Here is a 19,145-nt window from a genome sequence, read left to right as displayed (position 1 = left end):
GCGCTTGCCAAGGGTTGTGATGGCCCGTAGCGTCCGGTTCAACCGCGCTGCACAATCGCCGTGACTTTCGCTGGGAGGCGGATCTTGGATCGTCGCACATTCCTCATCGGGGCGGGGAGCCTCGCGGCCTCGGCGTTGCTGTGGCGGCCGGGCTTCGCGCTCGCCGACACGCCGAAGCCCTACGACGCCGCCATGACGCCGCCCGTCACGGGGCGTGACGACTTCGTCAAGTGGATGGTGGCCAACCGCGGCGAGGACCCGAAGTTCCTCGGCGAGAAGTGGGACCGGTACGAAGCCCTGCTGCGCAACCACGACGTGTGGGACGCCAAGGACGGCCGCGCCTTCCTGCTGACCCCGCGGGAAGACTTCGTCCGCCCCGCCAACCTGTCGCGCGCCTACGACCATGCCTTCCTCGACATCGGCTACGGCGTGACGATCTCGGGGCCCCACGCGGTCGCCCGGATGACGTCGTCGCTCGACGTGAAGCCGGGCGAGAAGGTGCTCGAGATCGGCACGGGCTCGGGCTACCAGTCGGCCTACCTCAGCCACCTCACCGACAAGGTGTGGTCGATCGAGATCATCAAGCCGCTGGCCGAGCGCACCCGCTCCACCTACGACGAGCTGATCGGCAAGGGCTACGGCGAGTTCAAGGCCATCGCGTCCAAGAACGCCGACGGCTACTACGGCTGGGCCGAGAACGGCCCCTTCGACAAGATCGTCGTCACCTGCGGCATCGACCACATCCCGCCGCCGCTGCTGCAGCAGCTGAAGCCCGGCGGCGTCATGGTGATCCCGGTGGGTCCGCCCGGCGCCCAGCGCGTGCTCAAGGTCGAGAAGACCGTCGCGGCCGACGGCTCCATCACGGTGGCGCGGTCCGACATCTTCAACAAGGTCGTGCCCTTCGTCCCCTTCACCAAGCTCGAAGGCGACGCCATCCAGGGCAACCACAACAAGTGACGCCGCCGTCGCCTCCGCCCGTCCCCGCGCGGGCGGGGACGAAGCGGAGGGGCCGTCGGCCGCCACCGTCGCGCCGGATCCCCGCCCCCGCGGGGACGGGCGGAACAGGACGAGCATCCCACCCATGACCGCCCAAACCTCGGCGCCCGGCGCCCGTTCCCGCGCGCCGATCGGCTGGGAAGGGTGGGACGCGTCCCCCAGGCCCGGCCCGGCCCGGCGGCCCCCCGCCGCCGAGCCCGCGCGGGCGCTGGTGCCGAGCCTGGCGCTCTACCTCGGCGTCGGCCTCGTGGCGGGCGCCGTCATCGCACTGCAGATCTGCATCATGCGGATCTTCTCGGTGGGGTCCTGGGCGCATTTCGGCTCCCTGGTGGTCAGCCTCGCCATGCTGGCCTTCGGCCTCGTGTCGGCCGTCATGTGCATCGGCAAGGGCTTCTTCGCGCGCCACTGGCGCGCCGTCGCGGGCACCTCGGTGGTGCTGTTCGCGCCGCTGCTCGTCGCCGCCAACCTCGTCGCCCAGCAGGTGCCGTTCAACGCCATCTTCCTGCTGTCGGACCCGAACCAGAAGTGGCGCCTCGCCGCCAATTTCGCCCTCTACCTCGTGCCGTTCCTGGCCGGCGCGCTGTTTCTCGGCACCGTGTTCCTCAAGGCGGACCGGTTCTTCGCCCGCGTGTACTTCGCCGACCTCGTGGGCGCGGGCCTCGGCGGCCTCCTGTTCCTCGGCACGCTGTTCCTGCTGCCGCCCGAGAACCTCGTCGTCACGCCCATCGTGCTGGCGCTGGCCGGCGGCCTGTGCTGGTTTTCCGCGGCGGCGCCGCCCGACGCGGCGCGCGCGTCGGCCCTGCGCGCCGACCTGGGCCTCCTCGCCGTCGGCGTGCTCGCGGTCGCGGCGCATTTCGTCCTGCCCCCCGCGCTGGGGCTGAACACGCTGGCGGTGTCGGACTACAAGGGCGTGTCCTACGCCCGCAAGTTCCCGGACAGCCACCTCGTCTACCGCGACTATTCCCCCTTCGGCGACATCGCGGTCTACGGCTCGTCCTACCTGCATTTTGCGCCCGGCCTGTCGGACAACGCCGCCTTCAACCTGCCGCAGGTGCCCGAGAACGCCTACCTCGGCCTTTACATCGACGGCGAAGGCCCGAGCGGCATCATGCGGAGCCTGAAGCCGGAAGAAACGGCGTATTTCCGCTTCCTCCCCATGGTCTACCCCTACCTGATCGCCAAAAGCCCGGACACGTTCGTCATCCAGTTCGGCGGCGGCATCTCCACCGACGTGGCGCTGCGCGACGGCTCGAAGAGCGTCACGGTCGCGGAATCCAACCCCGCCATCCTGAAGGCTTTCCGCACCGATCCCGTGCTGAAGAGCTTCACCGGCGACGTGCTGAACGACCCGCGCGTGCGCGTCGTCGACTACGACGGGCGCCTGTTCCTCGCCGGCCACCCCGAGTCCTACGACGTCGTCGACCTCAGCCTCGCCGATTCCGCCGGCCTGTCGGCGCCGGGCGGCTTCGCTATCGTGGAAAAGTACGGCTACACCCGCCAGGCGATGGAAACCTACATGCGGGCGCTGAAGCCCGGCGGGATCCTGTCCGTCACGCTGTGGAACAAGGAGGAGCCGCCGAAGTCGGTCCTCAAGCTCTACGGCACGATCGCCGAAGCGGCCCGCGCGGTCGAGCCCGACGCGGCGGCGCGGGGCGAGCCCCGGGCGATCGAGACCAGCCTCTTCGCCGTGTCGTCCTACCTGTCGACCGCGACGGTGCTCTACAAGAAGGGCGGCTTCACCCCGTCCGAGATCGCGACGCTGCGCGACCACACCCACGCGATGTCGTTCGACGACATCTATTACCCCGGCATCCCCTTCGACGCGGCGGCGACCGACAAGCTCCTCGGCGACTACCGCAACGCCATCTTCTCCGACGCGCCGGCGCCGGCCGCCGGCAAGGCCGGGGCGGCGGACGGGGCCGGCGCCGCGCCCGCTGCGGAAGAGGTCGAGGACGACGGCGGCCCGGGCCCGACCCCGAAGGTGCTGCCCTCCACCCTGATGGGCCGGCTCGCCTTCCACGCGCTGGTCTACGGCGGCTGGCCGGAGGTCGCCGACCGCTACGTGTTCGACACCCGCGCGCTCACCAACGACCGTCCCTATTTCGCCGCCTACGTGAAGCCGCGCGACCTGCCGAACCTGCTCGACCGGCTGGAGATCGTGCAGGACGAGTGGGGCTACCTCCTGCTCTGGGCGACGCTCGGCATCGCCACGGTGGCGGCCGCCTCGCTGGTGGTCATCCCCCTGGTGTTCGGCTGGCGCACGGCCTTCTCGACGGCGCCGGGCAAGGGCAGGGCGATCCTGTATTTCGCCTGCCTGGGCCTCGGCTACATCGTGGTCGAGGTCGGCCTCATCGCCGACTACACGCTGGCGCTGAACAACGCGACCGTGTCGGCCTCGATCCTCATCACCTCCATGCTGGTCTTCTCGGGGCTGGGATCGCTGACGGCGGACCGGACGCTCGACCGCGCCCGCTCCGTGCTGCCCGCGATCCTGTGCGCCATCGGCGCCATCCTGATCGGCTACGGCTTCTTCCTCGACCGCGCGCTGGTGCTGATCGGCACGCTGCCCTACGGGCTGCGCCTGCTGATCTGCTTCCTCACGGTGGCGCCCCCCGCCTACCTCATGGGCTTCCCCATGCCGACCGCGATGACCTGGCTGGCGCGGCTCGGCAAGGAACACATGTTCCTGTGGGCCTGGGGCATCAACGGCTGCTTTTCCGTGGTGGGAGCCGCCGCCGTGCCGCTCATCGCCACCGCGTTCGGCCTGTCGACCGTGCTGACGCTCGGCGGCGTGGCCTATCTCGTCGCCATCCCGGCCTTCTTCGCCGTCCTGCTGCCGGCCGCGGGCAAGCGCCGACGAGGCACCGAAGGGTTGCCGTTAACCGTTCAAACACCATAGACGACGATGGTCGAGGTCCGCCCCCGCTTCACGCCCGGATCGGACCTCGTGTTGACCCTGTCCCGCCGCTCGATCCTGCTCCTCGCCGCCGGCCTGCCCGTGCTGGCGGGAGCCTGCACGCCGAGCCCGCCGTCGCTCGCCGCCGGCCTGTCCCGCCGCACCGCAGGGCTGTCGCCGTCCCCGGGCGCCACCGCGCTGGTCAACTTCGACACGACGCCGTTCCCCTTCCACGGTGCCGCGCCGGGCCGCGGCAAGCCCTTCATGGACGTGACCGACGGCGCCCGCCTCGGCCATTCCTCGCTCCGCAACGGCGTGCTGTGGGAGGACCAGACCTACGCGGACAAGCGCGTGCTGCTGTCCATCCCGCGCGGCTTCGACCCCCGCCGGCCGTCGGCGCTGGTGGTCTTCCTCCACGGCAACGAGGCGCGGCTCGACCGCGACGTGCGCGACCGCCAGGGCGTGGTGCGCCAGCTCGCCGCGTCCGGCATCAACGCCGTGCTGGTGGTGCCGCAGTTCGCCGTCGACGCCAAGGATTCCAGCGCCGGCCGGTTCTGGGAGCCGGGCGTCTTCGCGCAGTTCCTCGGCGAAGCCGGGCGCCGCCTGGCCGAGCTCAACGGCACGCCCGAGGCCGCCTTCGTGTTCGATGCGGCCCCCGTGGTGATCGTGGGCTATTCGGGCGGCTACCTGCCCGCCGCCGCGGCGCTGCGCTACGGCGGGGCCGGGCGGCGCGTGCGGGGCGTGGTGCTGCTCGATGCCCTCTACGGCGAGGACGACACGTTCGAAAGCTTCGTGCTGCACCGCGGCCCGGGCTTCTTCGTCAGCCTCTACGGCAAATCGTCCCGCGCCGGCAACGAGGCGCTGAAGCGCCGGCTGGCCGCGCGCGGCGTGCCGATGGGCGACGACAGCCTGGGGGAAGCGATCGGAGCCGGCGCCGTGGCCTTCGTCGATGCGGGCGATGCCGTCCCGCACGGCGATTTCGTCACCGGCGCGCTCGGCGGCGACCCGTTGACGGCCGTGCTGTCGCGGCTGCGGGGCTTCCCGCGTAGCCCGGCGCCGGGGCTCCTGGCCAGCGAATGACGGCGAGGGCGGCCGGGCGCGCTCGCCCCGGGCCGGACCCTGCGGACGACGGCGCCGCTTCGGACCTCCGCGCCTACCCGCGCGCGGTCGTCCCCGCGGTCGCTACCTCGCCCGGCATCTCCCGCGGGTCGTAGCCCGGCGGCCGGGGGCCGGGCCGGGCGCGCTTGCGGTGCATCGCGTCGCGGGCCGACAGGCACTCGTCCGACCCGGCGTCGAACGACCGGCACACCTCCGGCCGGCGCCGGTAGATGCCGCAGCCCACCGATCGCCCGACCGTGCCGAGCAGGGCCGCGCACCGGAAGCTCGTCCCCTCCGTCGCCATGCAGCGCAGGTTGGCGACGTGCTGGACGAGCGGGCCCGGGATGTCGTCCTCGTCCGCCAGGATCACGGCGCCGGCTTCCACGCAGCAGGCGCCGCAGGTTTGGCAATCGAGATCGCCGGCATCGTTCTCCGCGGCGTGGGCGTCGGCGTCGGGCATGGGGATCTCCAGGACGCCCCGACGTATCACATCGGACCGCCGTCAGGGGCCGGCGCGATGCCGCCCCGCCCCGGCGGGGCTCGCCCGCGCCGTGAAACGAGGGGTTGATCCCGGCCCTCGCGTCGTCTATGGACGGTCCCGGTATCGATCGAGCGAGGGAGGACGCGCATGCCGATGTTTCTGTCGCCGTTCCGCCCGGCCCGCCTCCTGAAGCGCTTGGCCGTTTCCGCCGCCTGACGGGCGCCGCGGACCTCCCGATACCCTTTCCCACCGCCCGATTCCGCCGCCGGCAGCTTTGCGCCCCGGCCCGGCCCGGGTGCGACCGGACCGACCCGATGACGCCCCCTTCCCGTTCCGCGGACGCGTTCCGCTGCGTTCTCCCCTTCGTGGCCCGGACCTGGCGCAGCCGCGCCGGCCTCGTGGCGGGCCTCGTGTCGGCCATCACGGTGTCGACGCTGGCCGACGTGTTCCTGCCCTTCTACGCGGGGAAGCTCGTCGACGCCTTGTCGCTGGCCGACCGCGCCGCCGCGCTGCACGCCGCCCTGCCGGCCTTCGCCGCCATGACGGGCTTGAGCTTCGGCGCCCTGGCGCTGCGCCACGTCGCGTGGAGCCTCGTCGTGCCCATGACGCTCGGCAGCATGGGCGAGGTGGCACGGCGCGGCTTCGCCCAGGTCCAGCGCTTGTCGACCGAATGGCACGCCGACAGCTTCGCGGGGTCCACCGTCCGCAGGATTTCGCGCGGCATGTGGGCGCTCGACGAGCTCAACGACATCCTGCTCCTGTCCTTCCTGCCGTCGATCGTGGTGCTGCTCGGCACCATGGCGGTGCTGGGCTCGCGCTGGCCCGCCATGGGCGCGGTCGTGGGGGTGGGGACGCTCGTCTTCGTGTCCACGGCCGTGCTGCTGTCGACGCGCTTCATCGCGCCCGCCTCGGCCCTGTCGAACGCGCAGGACACCCGCATCAGCGGCGCGCTCAGCGACGCGATCGGCAACAACGCCGTGGTGAAGGCCTTCGGGGCGGAATCGCGCGAGGACGAGCGGCTCGACCGCGTGCTCGGCAAGTGGGCGCGGCGCACGCGGCGCACCTGGCTTCGCTCCACCTGGAGCGGCACGGCCCAGATCGGCGTGCTGCTGCTGTTCCGCACCGCCGTGGTGGGGCTGGCGCTCCGCCTGTGGTGGGACGGCCGCGCCGCGCCCGGCGACATCGCCACCGTGCTGACGACCTATTTCGTGGTGCACGGCTACCTGCGCGACATCGGCGGCCAGATCAACCGGCTGCAGCGGGGCGTGAACGAGATGGTGGACCTCGTGTCGCTCGACGCCGAGCCGCCCGGCGTGGCGGACCGGCCGGACGCGCGGCCGCTCGCCGTGTCGGCGGGGGCGCTGCGCTTCGAAGGCGTGACGTTCCATTACGTCGGCCACGCGACGCCGCTGTACCGGGACCTGTCGGTGGAGATCCCGGGCGGGCAGCGGGTCGGGCTCGTCGGCCGCTCCGGCTCCGGCAAGACGAGCTTCGTCAAGCTGGTGCAGCGGCTCTACGACGTGACGGGCGGGCGCATCACGGTCGACGGGCAGGACCTCGCGCATGTCACCCAGGGCTCCCTGCGGGCCCGGGTGGCGATCGTGCCGCAGGAGCCCGTGCTGTTCCACCGCTCGCTGATGGAGAACATCGGCTACGGGCGGCCCGGGGCGACGCGGGTCGAGATCGAGCGCGCGGCGCGGCTCGCCAACGCGCACGATTTCATCGCGCGGCTGCCGCGGGGCTACGCCACGCTCGTGGGCGAGCGCGGCGTCAAGCTGTCGGGCGGGGAGCGGCAGCGGGTGGCGCTGGCCCGCGCCTTCCTGGCCGACGCGCCGATCCTGATCCTCGACGAGGCCACGTCGAGCCTCGATTCCGAGTCGGAATCGCTGGTGCAGGACGCGATGGAGCGGCTGATGCGGGGGCGGACCGCCATCGTCATCGCGCACCGGCTGTCGACCGTGCGGGCGCTCGACCGCATCCTCGTCTTTGACAGGGGCCGCATCGTCGAGGACGGCACCCACGCCGCCCTGGTCCGGCGGCCGGACGGGGCCTATCGGGCGCTGTTCGAGCGGCAGGCCGTGCTGGCCGAAAGTGCGTGAGGAACGGGGGGCGCCGAGGGCCCGGTGCCCTCGGCGAGCCCGCTCCTCACGGCTCCACCGGCTCCGGGGCCGGCGCGTCCGTCGGCGTCAGGAAGCCGGCGTGCAGCACGGGGCCGATGCCGCCATATTCGGCCAGCATCTCGCGGTAGTCCGCCGCCACCGGGTTCGGCTTCCGGTCGAGGTCGTAGAGCCCGCAGTTCACCACGCGGTCGTTCTTTTCGCGCAGCTCCGTGTCCCAGTCGATCTGGTCGACCAGCGAATACCAGGTGAAGCCCAGCACCGGGATGCCGTCGCCCCGCAGGCGCAGCACGTTGATCCACTGCTTCCACAGCCAGGCCGGCGCGGCCTGCTTGTCGAACACGTTGGTTTCCGTGTGCATCAGCGGCTTGCGGTAGCGGCGGTAGTATTGCCGCGCGAGCTGGTACCAGCCGAGCACGTCCTCGGCCGGGATCACCGTGCCGTCGGGCTTTAGCATGCGCTCGTTGCGGCCGTAATAGTCGAGGCCGAGCACCTGGTAGCCCGGCGCGTCGAAGCCCATGAACCAGTCGAACTCGCCCTTCGTCAGGCCGTTGTCCAGCAGGTAGCGGTAGACTTCGGCGTCCGGCGGCCGGCCGTAGAGCAGGTCGAGCGACACGAAGCGCATGTAGTTGGCGATGCGGTTCCCGCGGCTCGGGACGGCCTTCAGCTCGTGGAAGTATTCGGCGCTCTCGCTTTGGATCAGGATCGCGTCCGGCCGGTGCCGCAGGATCGCGCGGCCGCCGAGCAGGCTGGCCGCGACGAGGTGCTTGATGGCGGTGACGAAGGCGCGGTCGCTGGTCAGCTGCTCGTTCCAGAAGCCGTCCTTGGCGCTGACCCGCGCCGCGACGTAGATCTCGTTGACCGGCGTCCAATGCTTGACCCAGGGGTAGCGCTTGGCGACGGCCTCGGCATATTCGGCGAAATACGCCGGCAGGTCGGGGTTCTGGAAGTTGCCGAGCCAGTCCGGCACGCCGAAATGCAGCAGGTCGAGGATCGGCACGATGCCGCGCGCCCGCATGCCCTCCATCACCTCGTCGGCGAAGCTCCAATCGTAGCGGCCGGGGCCGAGGTGGACGCGGTGGTAGGGCAGGCCGTAGCGCAGGTAGCGCAGGCCCATGGCCCGGACGAGGTCGAGATCCTCGGCCCAGCGCGCGTAATGCCCGCATTCGTCCAGCAGGTCGCGCCGCATCCGGCCGTTGTTCACGGTCGGGTACGAGCATTCGATGCCGGTGGCGAACATGAAGGCGCCGTCGCGGGCCGCCATCTCGTCGGGGCGCCCGCCGTTCTTCAGCCCGTCCAGCGTGTCGAGGAAGCTCCGCATCGCTGTCAGGCTCCGCGGTTGGCCAGGAAACGGTCGGCGGTGCGCAGGCTCAACGCCATGATGGTCAGGGCCGGGTTGGCCCCGAGCGCGCTCGGCCAGGTGGAATTGTCCGAGATGTACAGGTTCGGCACGTCGTGCGCCTTGCCGTCCGGGTCCACCACGGAGCCGTCCGCGTCGGCGCCCATCCGCGCCGTGCCGATGATGTGCGCGTTGCGCGGGAAGGACCAGATGTCCCGCGCGCCGGCCGCTTCCCAGATGCGCTGCATCAACCGGTCGGCGTGCTCGGTCATGCGGCGCTCGTTCTCGCCCATGGTGAAGTGCACGCGCGGCTTCGGCAGACCTCGGGCGTCGAGCTCGTCCGACAGCTCCATGTAGTTGTGCCCGTAGGGCAGGCAGTCGCCGAGGATGTTGATGCCGGCGGTGTTGTTGTAGCCGCGCATGTGGGCGCGCAGCTGCGGGCCCCACAGCTTGCGGCCGCGCGCCACCTGCGACGCGTAGGTGACCGGCATGACGCCGATCGACTGCAGCAGGTAGCCGCCCGCGAAGTCGGCGTCGGCCGGCCGGTGGGTGTCTTCCGAGATGAGGCCGCCCGGGATGCCCTTGAAGGGTCGCACGAAATCGTCGAACTGCCCCCACACCTGGATGCCGGTGTGGGCCATGAAGTTGCGGCCGACCTGGCCGCTGCCGTTGGCCAACCCGTTCAGCAGCAGCAGGCGCGGCGTTTCGATGGCACCGGCGCACAGGAACACGGCCCGGCAGCGCTGGCGCTCGTCGCCGCGCGGCGTGCGGTACACCACGGCGGTGATGCGCCCCGTGCCGTCGCGCTCGAAGCCCGTGACGTAGCATTCCGGGCGGATCTCGGCGCCGGCCGCGACCGCCAGCGGCAGCCAGGTGACGTCGGCCGAGCCCTTGGCGCCGGTGGCGCAGCCGGCCTGGCAGAAGCCGCAGTTGTGGCAGGCCGGGCGGAAATGCGTGCCGTCCGTCGCGTAGGAGCCCGACAGCGCCGCGTTGGCGGCCGGGGACGTCCGGATGCCGAGCGCCTCGCAGCCGCGCTGCATCAGCTGCGCGGCGCCGTTGAGCGGCAGCGGCTTCAAGGGGTAGGGCGTGCGGGCCGGGCCCCACGGGTAGGGCGAAGGGCCGGACACGCCGATCGTCGCCTCGACCTCGTCGTAGTAGGGGGCCAGCGCCTCGTAGTCGAAGGGCCAGTCCTCGGCGACGCCGAAATCGGTCTTCAGCCGCAGGTCGGCGGGCTGCGCCCGCACCGTGTAGGCGGTGTAATGCAGCGTCGAGCCGCCGACGCCCGTGCCGGAATTGTTGCGGCCGAAGGCGACCGGGTCGTCGCCGGCGCTCAGCCGCTCGTCGTTCCAGAACAGGAAGCCCTGGGCTTCCTCGTCGCGGGCGAAGTCCCGGACGGGGTCGAGCACCCGCCCGGCTTCCAGCGCCACGACACTGAGGCCCGCGGCGGCGAGGCGCGCCAGCAACGGCGAGCCGCCGGCGCCCGTGCCGACCACGACGGCGTCGACCTCCTCGGAGGGCGAGTAGGGGATGCGGCTCAAAGCGCAGCTCCGACGGGCTCGGGCTCGCGCGCTTCGCGCTGTCCAAGTTCGATCTGCTGCCACCCGCGGGCGTCGGCATAGCCGACGTAGCCGATCTCCTCCTGGGCGAGGGGGTGGGCGTAATAGGCCTCGGTGGCGGCGGCCAGCAGGTCCTCGAAGAAGCGCTTGGCGGGCAGGGCCGCCCAGGCGCGGCCGGCGGGGTGGCCGCCCTGCACGGCCTCGATCACGCGGTCGCGATCGTCGAGCGGCAGTTCGAGGAACCCGCGGCCCGCCATGGCGCGCGCCGTCTCGTCGAAGCCCGCGAGGCCGCGCTTCATGGCGCTGCCGTCGTCCGGGAGTTCGTCGTAGCGCCAGCCGTCCGTCTCGCCCGACGCCAAGCGCGCGTCGATGGCGCCGGGCACGTCGATGCGGCGCTCCCCGTCCTGGTCGAGCAGCCGGTCGCAGACGGCGCCGAGCAGGGCGAACTCGCCCGCGTCGAGGAAGCGCGGCGCCGTCACGGCGGGCTTGGCCAGGCGCGCCGTCAGGGCGGCCCGGGTCGGCGCGGTGACGAAGGGGGTGCCGATCAGCCCCGCGAAGGTGCCGGCAGGGTAGCGGTGGTCCCGGAGGCCTGCGGTCGCGGATCCATCGCGGCGCGGCACGGCCGCTGAAGTGTCCTTGTCCATGGTCTCAGATCCGGGGTCATGTTGCGATGCGGTATGACAATGGTCGAGATGGAGCTTCGGTCCCGGGCGTCGAGGGGCCGAATGGCCGCAGGTTCACATTTGTCGTGACCGTCGTGGGCGACCGGTATCGCGGCCGCGCCGGGAACGGCCGCAGTTGACGAACGATCCCGCGTCGGCACAGTGCCCCGCACGCGCCGGCTCGCCGGCCTCACGCTCGGACACGTCCCATGGGTCTCACCGTCGCGGTCCAGATGGATCCCATCGACCGCATCGCCATCGCGGGCGATTCGACCTTCGCGCTCCTGCTCGCCGCGCAGGGTCGCGGGCACTCGCTGCTGTATTACACGCCCGAAAAGCTGTCGCAGCGCGCCGGCAGCGTCTTCGCGCCGATGCAGCCGCTGAGCGTCCGCGACCAGCCGGGCGACCATTTCACGCTGGGCGAGCCCCGGCATACCGACCTCGGCGAGGTCGACGTCGTGCTGCTGCGCCAGGACCCGCCCTTCGACCTCGCCTACATCACCTCGACGCACCTGCTCGAGCGCGTCCACCCGAAGACGCTGGTGGTCAACGACCCGTCGGGCGTGCGCAACGCGCCCGAGAAGCTCTTCGTGCTCGACTATCCCGAGCTGATGCCGCCGACGCTCGTGTCGCGCGACCGCGCCGCCATCGAGGCGTTCCGGGCCGAGCACGGCGACATCGTCATGAAGCCGCTCTACGGCAACGGCGGCGCGTCCGTGTTCAAGGTGGCGGTGCGGGACCCGAACTTCGGCTCGCTGTTCGACCTCTTCTCCGCCACCTTCCGCGAGCCCTGGATGTGCCAGCGCTTCCTGCCGAAGGTGACGGAGGGCGACAAGCGCATCATCCTGGTCGACGGCGTGGCGATGGGCGCGGTGAACCGCGTGCCGGCCGCCGACGACATCCGCGCCAACATGGTGCGGGGCGGCGCCGCCGGCGCCACCGACCTGTCGGCCCGCGAGCGCGAAATCTGCGCCACCATTGGGCCGGAGCTGAAGCGCCGGGGCCTGCTGTTCACCGGCATCGACGTCATCGACGGGCACCTCACCGAGATCAACGTCACCTCGCCCACCGGCCTGCGGGCGATCAAGCGGCTCGGCGGCCCGGACCTGTCCGAGGCCGTCTGGGACGCGATCGAGGGCAAGGTGGGACAGGGCTGACGGCGCGCGCCGAAACGAAGGCGCGACCGGGCCGAAACGCACCGAAACAAGGGCTCCACGAAACCCGCAACATTCGCGTCTAGGTCGCGCTGCCCATCCCCGCCGGGGCGCCGCCCATCCCCGGCGGGGCGCCGCCCACGGCGGGGACGATCCGGGCGAGCCCCGCCGCCGCCCGCCGCCCCCTCCCGGCGGGCCGTCGTGGCTTCCCGCCCGGCCGGGAAGGCGCGTCCCTTCCCCCGGACGGCCTGCGGCGGCGCGGCACCGGGATGCAGCCGTGCGCGGCCGCGGGGGCAGGCACGAGGACATCCATGGCGACCCACGCACACGACCCCCTGGTCCTCATCGTCGAGGACGATCCGGACATCAGCGCCCTCGTGGCCCGCTACCTCGGCGACAACGGCTTCGACACCGAGGTGGCGCGCGACGGCCCCGCCATGGAGGCCCGCATGGCGGTCCGCCGGCCCGACCTCATCGTGCTCGACATCAACCTGCCGGGCGAGGACGGGCTGTCGCTCTGCCTGCGGCTGCGCAACGCCGGCGGGCCGCCCGTCATCATGGTAACCGCCAAGGGCGAGGATGTGGATCGCATCCTCGGCCTGGAGATGGGGGCCGACGATTACCTGCCGAAGCCCTTCAACCCGCGCGAGCTGCTGGCCCGCGTCCGTGCCGTGCTGCGCCGCCAGGGCGCCGGCGCCGAAGCCCCCGCGAGCGCCGCCCCGGCCCGCGTGCTGCGCTTCGCGGGCTGGACGGTGGACCGCGGCGCCCGTCGCCTCACCGACCCCGACGGCGCCCGCGTGGCGCTGACCAGCGCGGAATTCGACCTGCTGTCCACCTTCTGCGACCATCCGGGCCGCGTGCTGTCGCGCGAGCGGCTGCTCGACCTGACGCAGGGGCCCGGGAGCCTGTCCCAGGACCGCAGCGTCGACATCGTCGTGAGCCGCCTGCGCTTGAAGATCGAGAAGAACCCGCGCGAGCCCGATTTCGTGCAGACCGTGCGGTCGTCCGGCTACATCTTCTCCCCCGCCGTCGAGACCCTGCCGTGACGGGGGCCCGGCGGTTCCTGCCGGGGCGCATCGCCACGCAGCTCATCCTGCTCGTGGCGCTGTCGGCGGTGATCTTCCACTTCTGCATGAGCGGCGCCTTCCTGCTGAACCGCGCCGGCTGGTTCCGCCCGCTCCATCCCGGCATGGTGAGCCGCCTCGACCACGCGGTGGAGCTCGTCGAGGCCGCCCCGCCCGCCGATCGGGCCGCGGTGCTGCGCGCCGTGGCGCTGGCCGACCCGGACCTCGGGCTGAGGTCCGAGGAGCGGGGCGCGGCGCTCCCCGGCGGGCGCCAGTCGCTGAGGCTCGGCGACGGCACGGTTCTCAGCGCCGTGACGGGCGCGTCGCTCAGGCGCGGGCCGGACCCGTCGCTGATCGCGTTCGCGACGCTGTGCTTCGTCGCGGTGTCGACGACGCTCTTCGTGGTCTGGGCGGTGCGCGGCATCGTGGCGCCGCTCGGCCGCGTCGCCGACGCGGTGGACGGCTTCGCCCGCGACGCCACGTCGCTGCGCAAGCCCCGCGCGCTGTCGGAGGACGGGCCGGCCGAGATCGCCATCCTGGCGCGCGGCTTCAACAGCATGCAGGCGCGCATCGCCCGCATGATGGCGGAGCGCACCGGCATGCTGGCGGCCGTCAGCCACGACCTGCGCACGCCCATCACCCGCCTGCGGCTCCGCGCGGAATTCGTCGAGGACGCGCCCCTGCGCGACCTGATGCTGCGCGATCTCGGCCAGATGGACGCGCTGGTGCATGCCGCGCTGTCCTTCATCCGCGACGGGGCGATCGAGCGGGAGCCGGCGCGGCTCGACCTCGCGAGCCTGCTGCGCACCGTGTGCGACGAGGCCGCCGACATGGGCCACCGGGCGCGCTACGGCGGGCCCGACCATTTCGTGATCCGCGGCCACGAGGACGAGCTGCGCCGCGCCGTGGGCAACCTCGTCGACAACGCGGCGCGGGTCGAGGCCGAGGCCGTGGTGGAGCTGGTCCGCGAGGCGGACGGCACCGTGGCGGTGACGGTGAGCGACGACGGACCGGGCATCCCGCCCGAGCGGCTGCACGAGGTGATGCAGCCCTTCCGGCGCGGCACGGACGACGGCGCGCGGCCCCAGCCTTCGGGTTTCGGGCTCGGCCTGCCGATCGTGCAGGCCATCGTGCAGGCGCACGGCGGCACCTTCACGCTGAGCAACCGCGAGCCCCATGGGCTGCGATGCCGGATCGCCCTCCCGGCGACGTGACGGGCGCCCCGGTCCCGTCCCCCGCCGTCACGCCTTGGCGGGGGGCCGCGCCGCGCCTTCGCCCCGCTTCGAGCCCTTCCGCGGCCACACGTCGGCGAGGCCGCGCAGGATGGTGACGAGCCCGGCGTCGTCGACGAGGTCGGCGGCATCGTCGACCAGGAACCAGGCACATTGGCGCTCGCCCTTCTCGCGCCAGGCCGGCAGCTGCCGCTCCACCGCCAGGATGTAGACCTTGACGCGGCACAGGTCGAAATGGTCCGGCCGCCGTTTCCAGTAGGTGTAGCTGCCGATCGGCCTCTTGCCGACCCGGCCGATCACGCCGGCCTCCTCCTGCGCCTCGATGGCGGCGGCGCGATAATCCTTGTGGCCCTTCATGGGCCAGCCCTTGGGGACGATCAGCCGCTTGGTTTCGCGCGACGTGATCAGCAGCACGCGCGTCCGCCCCGCGGCGTCGAGCCTGACGGGCAGGGCGGCGACCTGCTTCTTCACCTTGGGCTTGAACTGCTTCATGGGCGGATCGCGGGCGCGCCCCGATCCGGGCGGAGGGGGGACGGTCGTGACGGGGAAGGGTGGGGGGCCGGGCGGCGGCCGGCCGGCCGCCGCGCCGTCATACAGATAGGGCCTTGTGGGGCGGAACGTGTCGTGTAGTCCTGCGACCCAGGCTGTCGGAATCGCGACCTTCGGGTCGGCTTGTCGCAAAACCAGGAGTGTCGAACATGATCTCGCCCTTGAAGCCGCTGGCCGCCGCGGCCATTCTGGCGCTCGCGCCGCTGGCCGCCACGTCCGGGGCGCTGGCCGCCGACGTCGTGGTGTCGTCCAAGATCGACACGGAAGGAAGCCTGCTCGGCGACATGATCGCGCAAACGCTGGCGGCGAACGGCATCCCGGTCAGGAACCGCGTGCAGCTGGGCACCACGCCGGTGCTGCGCAAGGCCATAACGGCGGGCGAGGTGGACATCTACCCGGAATACACCGGCAACGGCGCGTTCTTCTTCAACAAGCCCGACGACCCGGCCTGGCACGACGCCGCCAAGGGCTACGAGCTCGTCAAGCAGCTCGATTCCGACGCCAACCACATCGACTGGCTCACCCCGGCGCCCGCCAACAACACCTGGGCGATCGGCCTGCGCGCCGACGTGGCGGCCCCCAACAACGTCAAGACGATGAGCGACTTCGGCAAGTGGGTGACGAGCGGCGGCACCGCCAAGCTCGTCGGCTCGGCCGAGTTCGTCAACAGCGCCGCCGCCCTTCCGGCCTTCCAGAAGGCCTACGGCTTCACGCTCAGGCCCGACCAGCTCCTCGTCCTGTCGGGCGGCGGCACGGCCGCCACCATCCAGGCGGCCGCGCAGAAGACCGACGGCGTCGACGCCGCCATGGTGTTCGGCACGGACGGCGGCATCGAGGCGGCCGACCTCGTCGTGCTCGACGACGACAAGAACGTCCAGCCCGTCTACGCGCCGACGCCGATCGTCCGCGACGAGGTCCTGAAGGCCAACCCGAAGATCGCCGAGATCCTCAAGCCCGTCTTCGCCGGCCTCGACCTGAAGACCCTGCAGGAGCTCAACGCGCGCATCCAGGTCAACGGCGAGCCCGCCGCCGACGTGGCGCGCGCCTACCTGACGTCGAAGGGCCTCGTGAAGTGACGGCGAGCGGGGCGGCGGCCGGGCGGGTCCCGCGCGCGCGCTTCCCCGGGTTCGACCGCGTGGGCGTCGTGCCGGCCGCGCTGGCGGCGCTGGCCCTGGCGCTGCCGCTGGTGACGTTCAAGCCGAACCGCATCGCGGCGGGGCGGGGCGTCGCGTTCTGGGCGGCGCTGCCGCCGGCCGCCGCCGCGGCGGGCGGGCTGCTCCTGCTCCTGATCGGCCTCGCCGCCTGCCTGCGCGTCGCGCCGGCATCGCGCCTCGGCCTGGCGCTCGTCGCGCTCGCGGCGCTGGCCGGCCTGGTGGGGCTCGCGCCGGGCGCGGTGGCGCTCCCCGGGATGCCCTATGCCCGCGTGAGCTTCGCGGCGGGTTTCTGGACGCTGCTCCTGGCCTTCGGGATCATGGCGGCGGACGGGTCGGCGCGCTTGGCGCTGCGGCCCGGGCCCCGCGTCCTGCTGCTCGGCGCCGTGCTGCTGGCGCTGGCCGGGCTGTTCGCCTCGGGATGGTGGAACGGCCTGTCGATCCTCAAGGAATATGCCGCCCATCGCGACGGATTCTGGGCGGAAGCCGTCACCCACGGGGGGCTGGCCTTCGGCTCGCTGTTCGCCGCCCTCCTGGTCGGGCTGCCGCTCGGCGTCGCCTGCGCGCGCATGCCCCGGCTGCGCGGCGCGGCGCTGCCCGCCCTCAACGTGATCCAGACCATCCCGTCGATCGCCATGTACGGGCTGATGATGGTGCCGCTGGGCCTGCTCGCCGGGGCGGTGCCGTTCTTGGGCGCGCTCGGCATCCGCGGCATCGGGGCGGCGCCGGCCGGGCTGGCGCTATTCCTCTACGCGCTGCTCCCGGTCGTCGCCAACACCGCGGTGGGGCTCGACGGCGTCCCGCGCGACGCGGTCGAGGCCGCGCGCGGCATGGGAATGGGCGGGGCGCGGCGGCTTCGCGCCGTCGAGCTGCCGCTGGCCGCGCCCGTCATCCTCACCGGCGTCCGCATCGTCCTGGTGCAGAACATCGGGCTCGTCACCGTCGCGGCGCTGATCGGCGGCGGCGGCTTCGGCACCTTCGTGTTCCAGGGCACCAGCCAGGCGGCGATCGACCTGGTGCTGCTCGGCGCCGTGCCGACCGTGGTCCTGGCCTTCACCGCCGCGGTCCTGCTCGACGCCGCAGCCGAGGCCGCCGGGAGGACCCCCGCGTGATCGAGATCGAGGGCGTTTCGCGCCGCTTCGGCGACACCCTGGCGGTGGACGACGTGTCGCTGCGGGTCGAAGCCGGCACCGTGACGGCGCTGGTGGGCGCTTCGGGCAGCGGCAAGTCGACCCTGCTGCGCATGATCAACCGCCTGATCGAGCCTTCCGCCGGCACGGTGCGGATCGACGGGCGCGACGCGGCTTCCGTGCCGGGCGAGGCCCTGCGCCGCGGCATCGGCTACGTCATCCAGGGCTACGGCCTGTTCCCGCACTGGACCGTGTCGCGCAACGTCGCCACCGTCCCGGCCCTGCTGGGCTGGGACCGGGCGCGCATCGCCCGCCGCGTCGACGAACTGCTGCGCCTGTTCGACCTCGATCCGGACGTCTACGCCGCGAAGCTCCCGCACGAGCTGTCGGGCGGGCAGCAGCAGCGCGTCGGCGTGGCGCGCGCCTTGGCGGCCGAACCGAAGCTGCTCCTCATGGACGAGCCCTTCGGGGCGCTCGACCCCCTCATCCGCGCCAAGGCGCAGGACGACCTCGTCGCCCTGCAGCGCCGCCTGGGCATCACGGTGGTGCTGGTCACGCACGACATGGAGGAGGCGATCCGGCTCGGGCACCGCATCGGCGTGATGGAGCGCGGCCGCCTCCTGCAATACGCGCCCCCGGCCGAGCTGCTGGCCCGCCCCGCGCCGGGCTACGTCGAGCGCCTGATGGGGGGAGCGGACCGCCCGTTCCAGCTCCTGTCGCTGCTGACGGTGGCCGACGCCCGGGACGACGGCCCCGCGGACGTCGGGGCCGACGTCGCCCCCGTTCCGGAAACGCTCGACCTTCGGGACGCGCTCGGCCTGCTGCTGTGGCGGGGGGTGGACAGCCTCCCCGTCGTCGCAGCCGACGGCGCCCCGCGCGGCCGCCTCACGCTGTCCGCCGTGCTGCGCCGCGCCGGGCGCCCCGCGTGAGCCGCTCGGGCGAAACGCTGCGCGTCGCGGGGACCCGGGCCGTCCGGCGCGCGTCGCCGGCGGCGATCGCCGGGCGGCTCTGCGCCGCGGCGCTGCTGCTCCTGCTCGTCCTCGCCCCGCGCCTGTTCGCCCCCGCGTTCCGGCTCCTCGCGGAGGACGGCGCTCCCGCCATCTACGACCAGGGCAGCCTGCTCCAGCTCACGCTCGACCACGTCGCGCTCGTGGCGGGGTCGACGGCCGCGAGCGCCATCGTGGCGGTGGTGCTGGGCGTGCTGGTCACCCGCCCGTCGGGGCGCGATTTCCTGCCGCTCAGCCGCACCCTGGTGAACGTCGGCCAGGTGTTCCCGCCCGTGGCGGTGCTGGCCGTGGCGGTGCCGCTGGTCGGCTTCGGGCTGGAGCCGACCCTCATCGCGCTCGTGCTCTACGGGCTGCTGCCGATCTTCGAGAACACGGTGGCGGGCCTCGACGGCGTGCCCGCCGCCGTGATGGACGCCGCGCGCGGCATGGGCCTCGACCCGCGCCGGCGCTTCCTGTCCGTCGAGCTGCCGCTGGCCATGCCGCTCATCCTGGCGGGCATCCGGCTTTCGGCCGTGATCAACATCGGCACCGCGACCATCGGGTCGACGGTCGCCGCCAAGGGCCTGGGCGAGGTCATCCTGGCGGGGCTCGGGACGGGCAACACGGCCTTCATCTTGCAAGGCGGCATCATCGTGGGCTTGCTCGCCGTGCTGGTCTATGATGCGCTCGGCCTCCTCGAGGCCCGCCTCGCGGCCCGCGCCGGCCGCGCCTGA

At 72.6% G+C, this 19,145-nt stretch carries 16 protein-coding genes; 11 read left to right on the top strand and 5 right to left on the bottom strand.

The genetic code is table 11. The features are described 5' to 3' along the window. Positions 1 to 84: 84 nt before the first annotated feature. From D3273_RS10155 to D3273_RS10145, 3 genes are all read left to right on the top strand, one after another. Positions 85 to 957, top strand: a complete 873-nt coding sequence (locus tag D3273_RS10155; protein ID WP_129226110.1) for a protein-L-isoaspartate O-methyltransferase family protein — start codon at positions 85 to 87, stop codon at positions 955 to 957. Positions 958 to 1,081: 124 nt separating this feature from the next. Further along, complete coding sequence (locus tag D3273_RS10150) at positions 1,082 to 3,895, top strand: hypothetical protein (protein WP_245501095.1); 2,814 nt, start codon at positions 1,082 to 1,084, stop codon at positions 3,893 to 3,895. 6 nt (positions 3,896 to 3,901) lie between these two features. Further along, complete coding sequence (locus tag D3273_RS10145; protein WP_245501094.1) at positions 3,902 to 4,972, top strand: alpha/beta hydrolase; 1,071 nt, start codon at positions 3,902 to 3,904, stop codon at positions 4,970 to 4,972. Positions 4,973 to 5,045: 73 nt separating this feature from the next. Here the strand turns inward: D3273_RS10145 and D3273_RS10140 are convergent, their stop codons facing one another. Then, positions 5,046 to 5,450 (bottom strand): YkgJ family cysteine cluster protein, encoded by a 405-nt coding sequence (locus tag D3273_RS10140; RefSeq protein WP_129226107.1) that lies wholly within the window; start codon positions 5,448 to 5,450, stop codon positions 5,046 to 5,048. A 335-nt stretch (positions 5,451 to 5,785) separates the two neighbouring features. Here D3273_RS10140 and D3273_RS10135 point away from each other — a divergent pair, with 335 nt between their 5' ends. Then, positions 5,786 to 7,570: an ABC transporter ATP-binding protein gene (locus D3273_RS10135; protein ID WP_129226104.1), complete on the top strand. Its 1,785-nt coding sequence runs from the start codon at positions 5,786 to 5,788 to the stop codon at positions 7,568 to 7,570. A gap of 46 nt (positions 7,571 to 7,616) precedes the next feature. Here the strand turns inward: D3273_RS10135 and D3273_RS10130 are convergent, their stop codons facing one another. From D3273_RS10130 to D3273_RS10120, 3 genes are read right to left on the bottom strand one after another with little or no spacing between them, the layout of a single operon-like run. Continuing rightward, positions 7,617 to 8,909 carry a family 1 glycosylhydrolase gene (locus D3273_RS10130; protein ID WP_129226101.1) on the bottom strand — a complete coding sequence of 431 codons (1,293 nt, stop codon included), beginning with the start codon at positions 8,907 to 8,909 and terminating at the stop codon, positions 7,617 to 7,619. A gap of 5 nt (positions 8,910 to 8,914) precedes the next feature. Continuing rightward, positions 8,915 to 10,465 carry a GMC family oxidoreductase gene (locus D3273_RS10125; protein ID WP_207210752.1) on the bottom strand — a complete coding sequence of 517 codons (1,551 nt, stop codon included), beginning with the start codon at positions 10,463 to 10,465 and terminating at the stop codon, positions 8,915 to 8,917. Further along, positions 10,462 to 11,127 (bottom strand): gluconate 2-dehydrogenase subunit 3 family protein, encoded by a 666-nt coding sequence (locus D3273_RS10120; RefSeq protein ID WP_129226099.1) that lies wholly within the window; start codon positions 11,125 to 11,127, stop codon positions 10,462 to 10,464. Before D3273_RS10120 ends, D3273_RS10125 begins: the two co-directional genes overlap by 4 nt. A 227-nt stretch (positions 11,128 to 11,354) precedes the next feature. Between D3273_RS10120 and gshB the strand changes: the two genes are divergently transcribed. The 3 genes from gshB (at position 11,355) to D3273_RS10105 (ending at position 14,577) form a co-directional block, all read left to right on the top strand. Beyond that, positions 11,355 to 12,302, top strand: coding sequence for a glutathione synthase (gene gshB / locus D3273_RS10115; RefSeq protein WP_129226096.1), 948 nt, complete (start codon positions 11,355 to 11,357; stop codon positions 12,300 to 12,302). Positions 12,303 to 12,610: 308 nt separating this feature from the next. Further along, complete coding sequence (locus tag D3273_RS10110; protein ID WP_129226093.1) at positions 12,611 to 13,345, top strand: response regulator; 735 nt, start codon at positions 12,611 to 12,613, stop codon at positions 13,343 to 13,345. After that, a complete protein-coding gene (locus D3273_RS10105; protein WP_129226090.1) occupies positions 13,342 to 14,577 on the top strand; it encodes a HAMP domain-containing sensor histidine kinase in 1,236 nt (411 codons plus the stop codon). Before D3273_RS10110 ends, D3273_RS10105 begins: the two co-directional genes overlap by 4 nt. A 27-nt stretch (positions 14,578 to 14,604) precedes the next feature. On the opposite strand, the gene D3273_RS10100 is transcribed toward D3273_RS10105, so the two are convergent. Continuing rightward, a complete protein-coding gene (locus D3273_RS10100; RefSeq protein WP_165359449.1) occupies positions 14,605 to 15,087 on the bottom strand; it encodes an NUDIX hydrolase in 483 nt (160 codons plus the stop codon). A gap of 206 nt (positions 15,088 to 15,293) precedes the next feature. On the opposite strand from D3273_RS10100, the gene osmF reads away from it, so the two are divergent. The 4 genes from osmF to D3273_RS10080 all read left to right on the top strand — a co-directional run bounded on the left by osmF (position 15,294) and on the right by D3273_RS10080 (position 19,145). Beyond that, positions 15,294 to 16,220, top strand: a complete 927-nt coding sequence (gene osmF, locus D3273_RS10095; protein WP_129226089.1) for a glycine betaine ABC transporter substrate-binding protein OsmF — start codon at positions 15,294 to 15,296, stop codon at positions 16,218 to 16,220. Further along, a complete protein-coding gene (locus D3273_RS10090; RefSeq protein ID WP_129226086.1) occupies positions 16,217 to 17,407 on the top strand; it encodes an ABC transporter permease in 1,191 nt (396 codons plus the stop codon). Before osmF ends, D3273_RS10090 begins: the two co-directional genes overlap by 4 nt. Continuing rightward, positions 17,404 to 18,354 carry an ABC transporter ATP-binding protein gene (locus D3273_RS10085; RefSeq protein WP_129226084.1) on the top strand — a complete coding sequence of 317 codons (951 nt, stop codon included), beginning with the start codon at positions 17,404 to 17,406 and terminating at the stop codon, positions 18,352 to 18,354. Before D3273_RS10090 ends, D3273_RS10085 begins: the two co-directional genes overlap by 4 nt. Before the next feature lie 65 nt (positions 18,355 to 18,419). Next, positions 18,420 to 19,145, top strand: a complete 726-nt coding sequence (locus D3273_RS10080; protein WP_129226278.1) for an ABC transporter permease — start codon at positions 18,420 to 18,422, stop codon at positions 19,143 to 19,145.

It is taken from the genome of Lichenibacterium minor, from assembly GCF_004137685.1.
Classification (GTDB): Bacteria; Pseudomonadota; Alphaproteobacteria; order Rhizobiales; family Beijerinckiaceae; genus Lichenihabitans; species Lichenihabitans minor.
The sequence above is the reverse complement of the archived record's forward strand: the minus strand, read 5'-3'. Positions and strand labels throughout refer to the sequence as shown.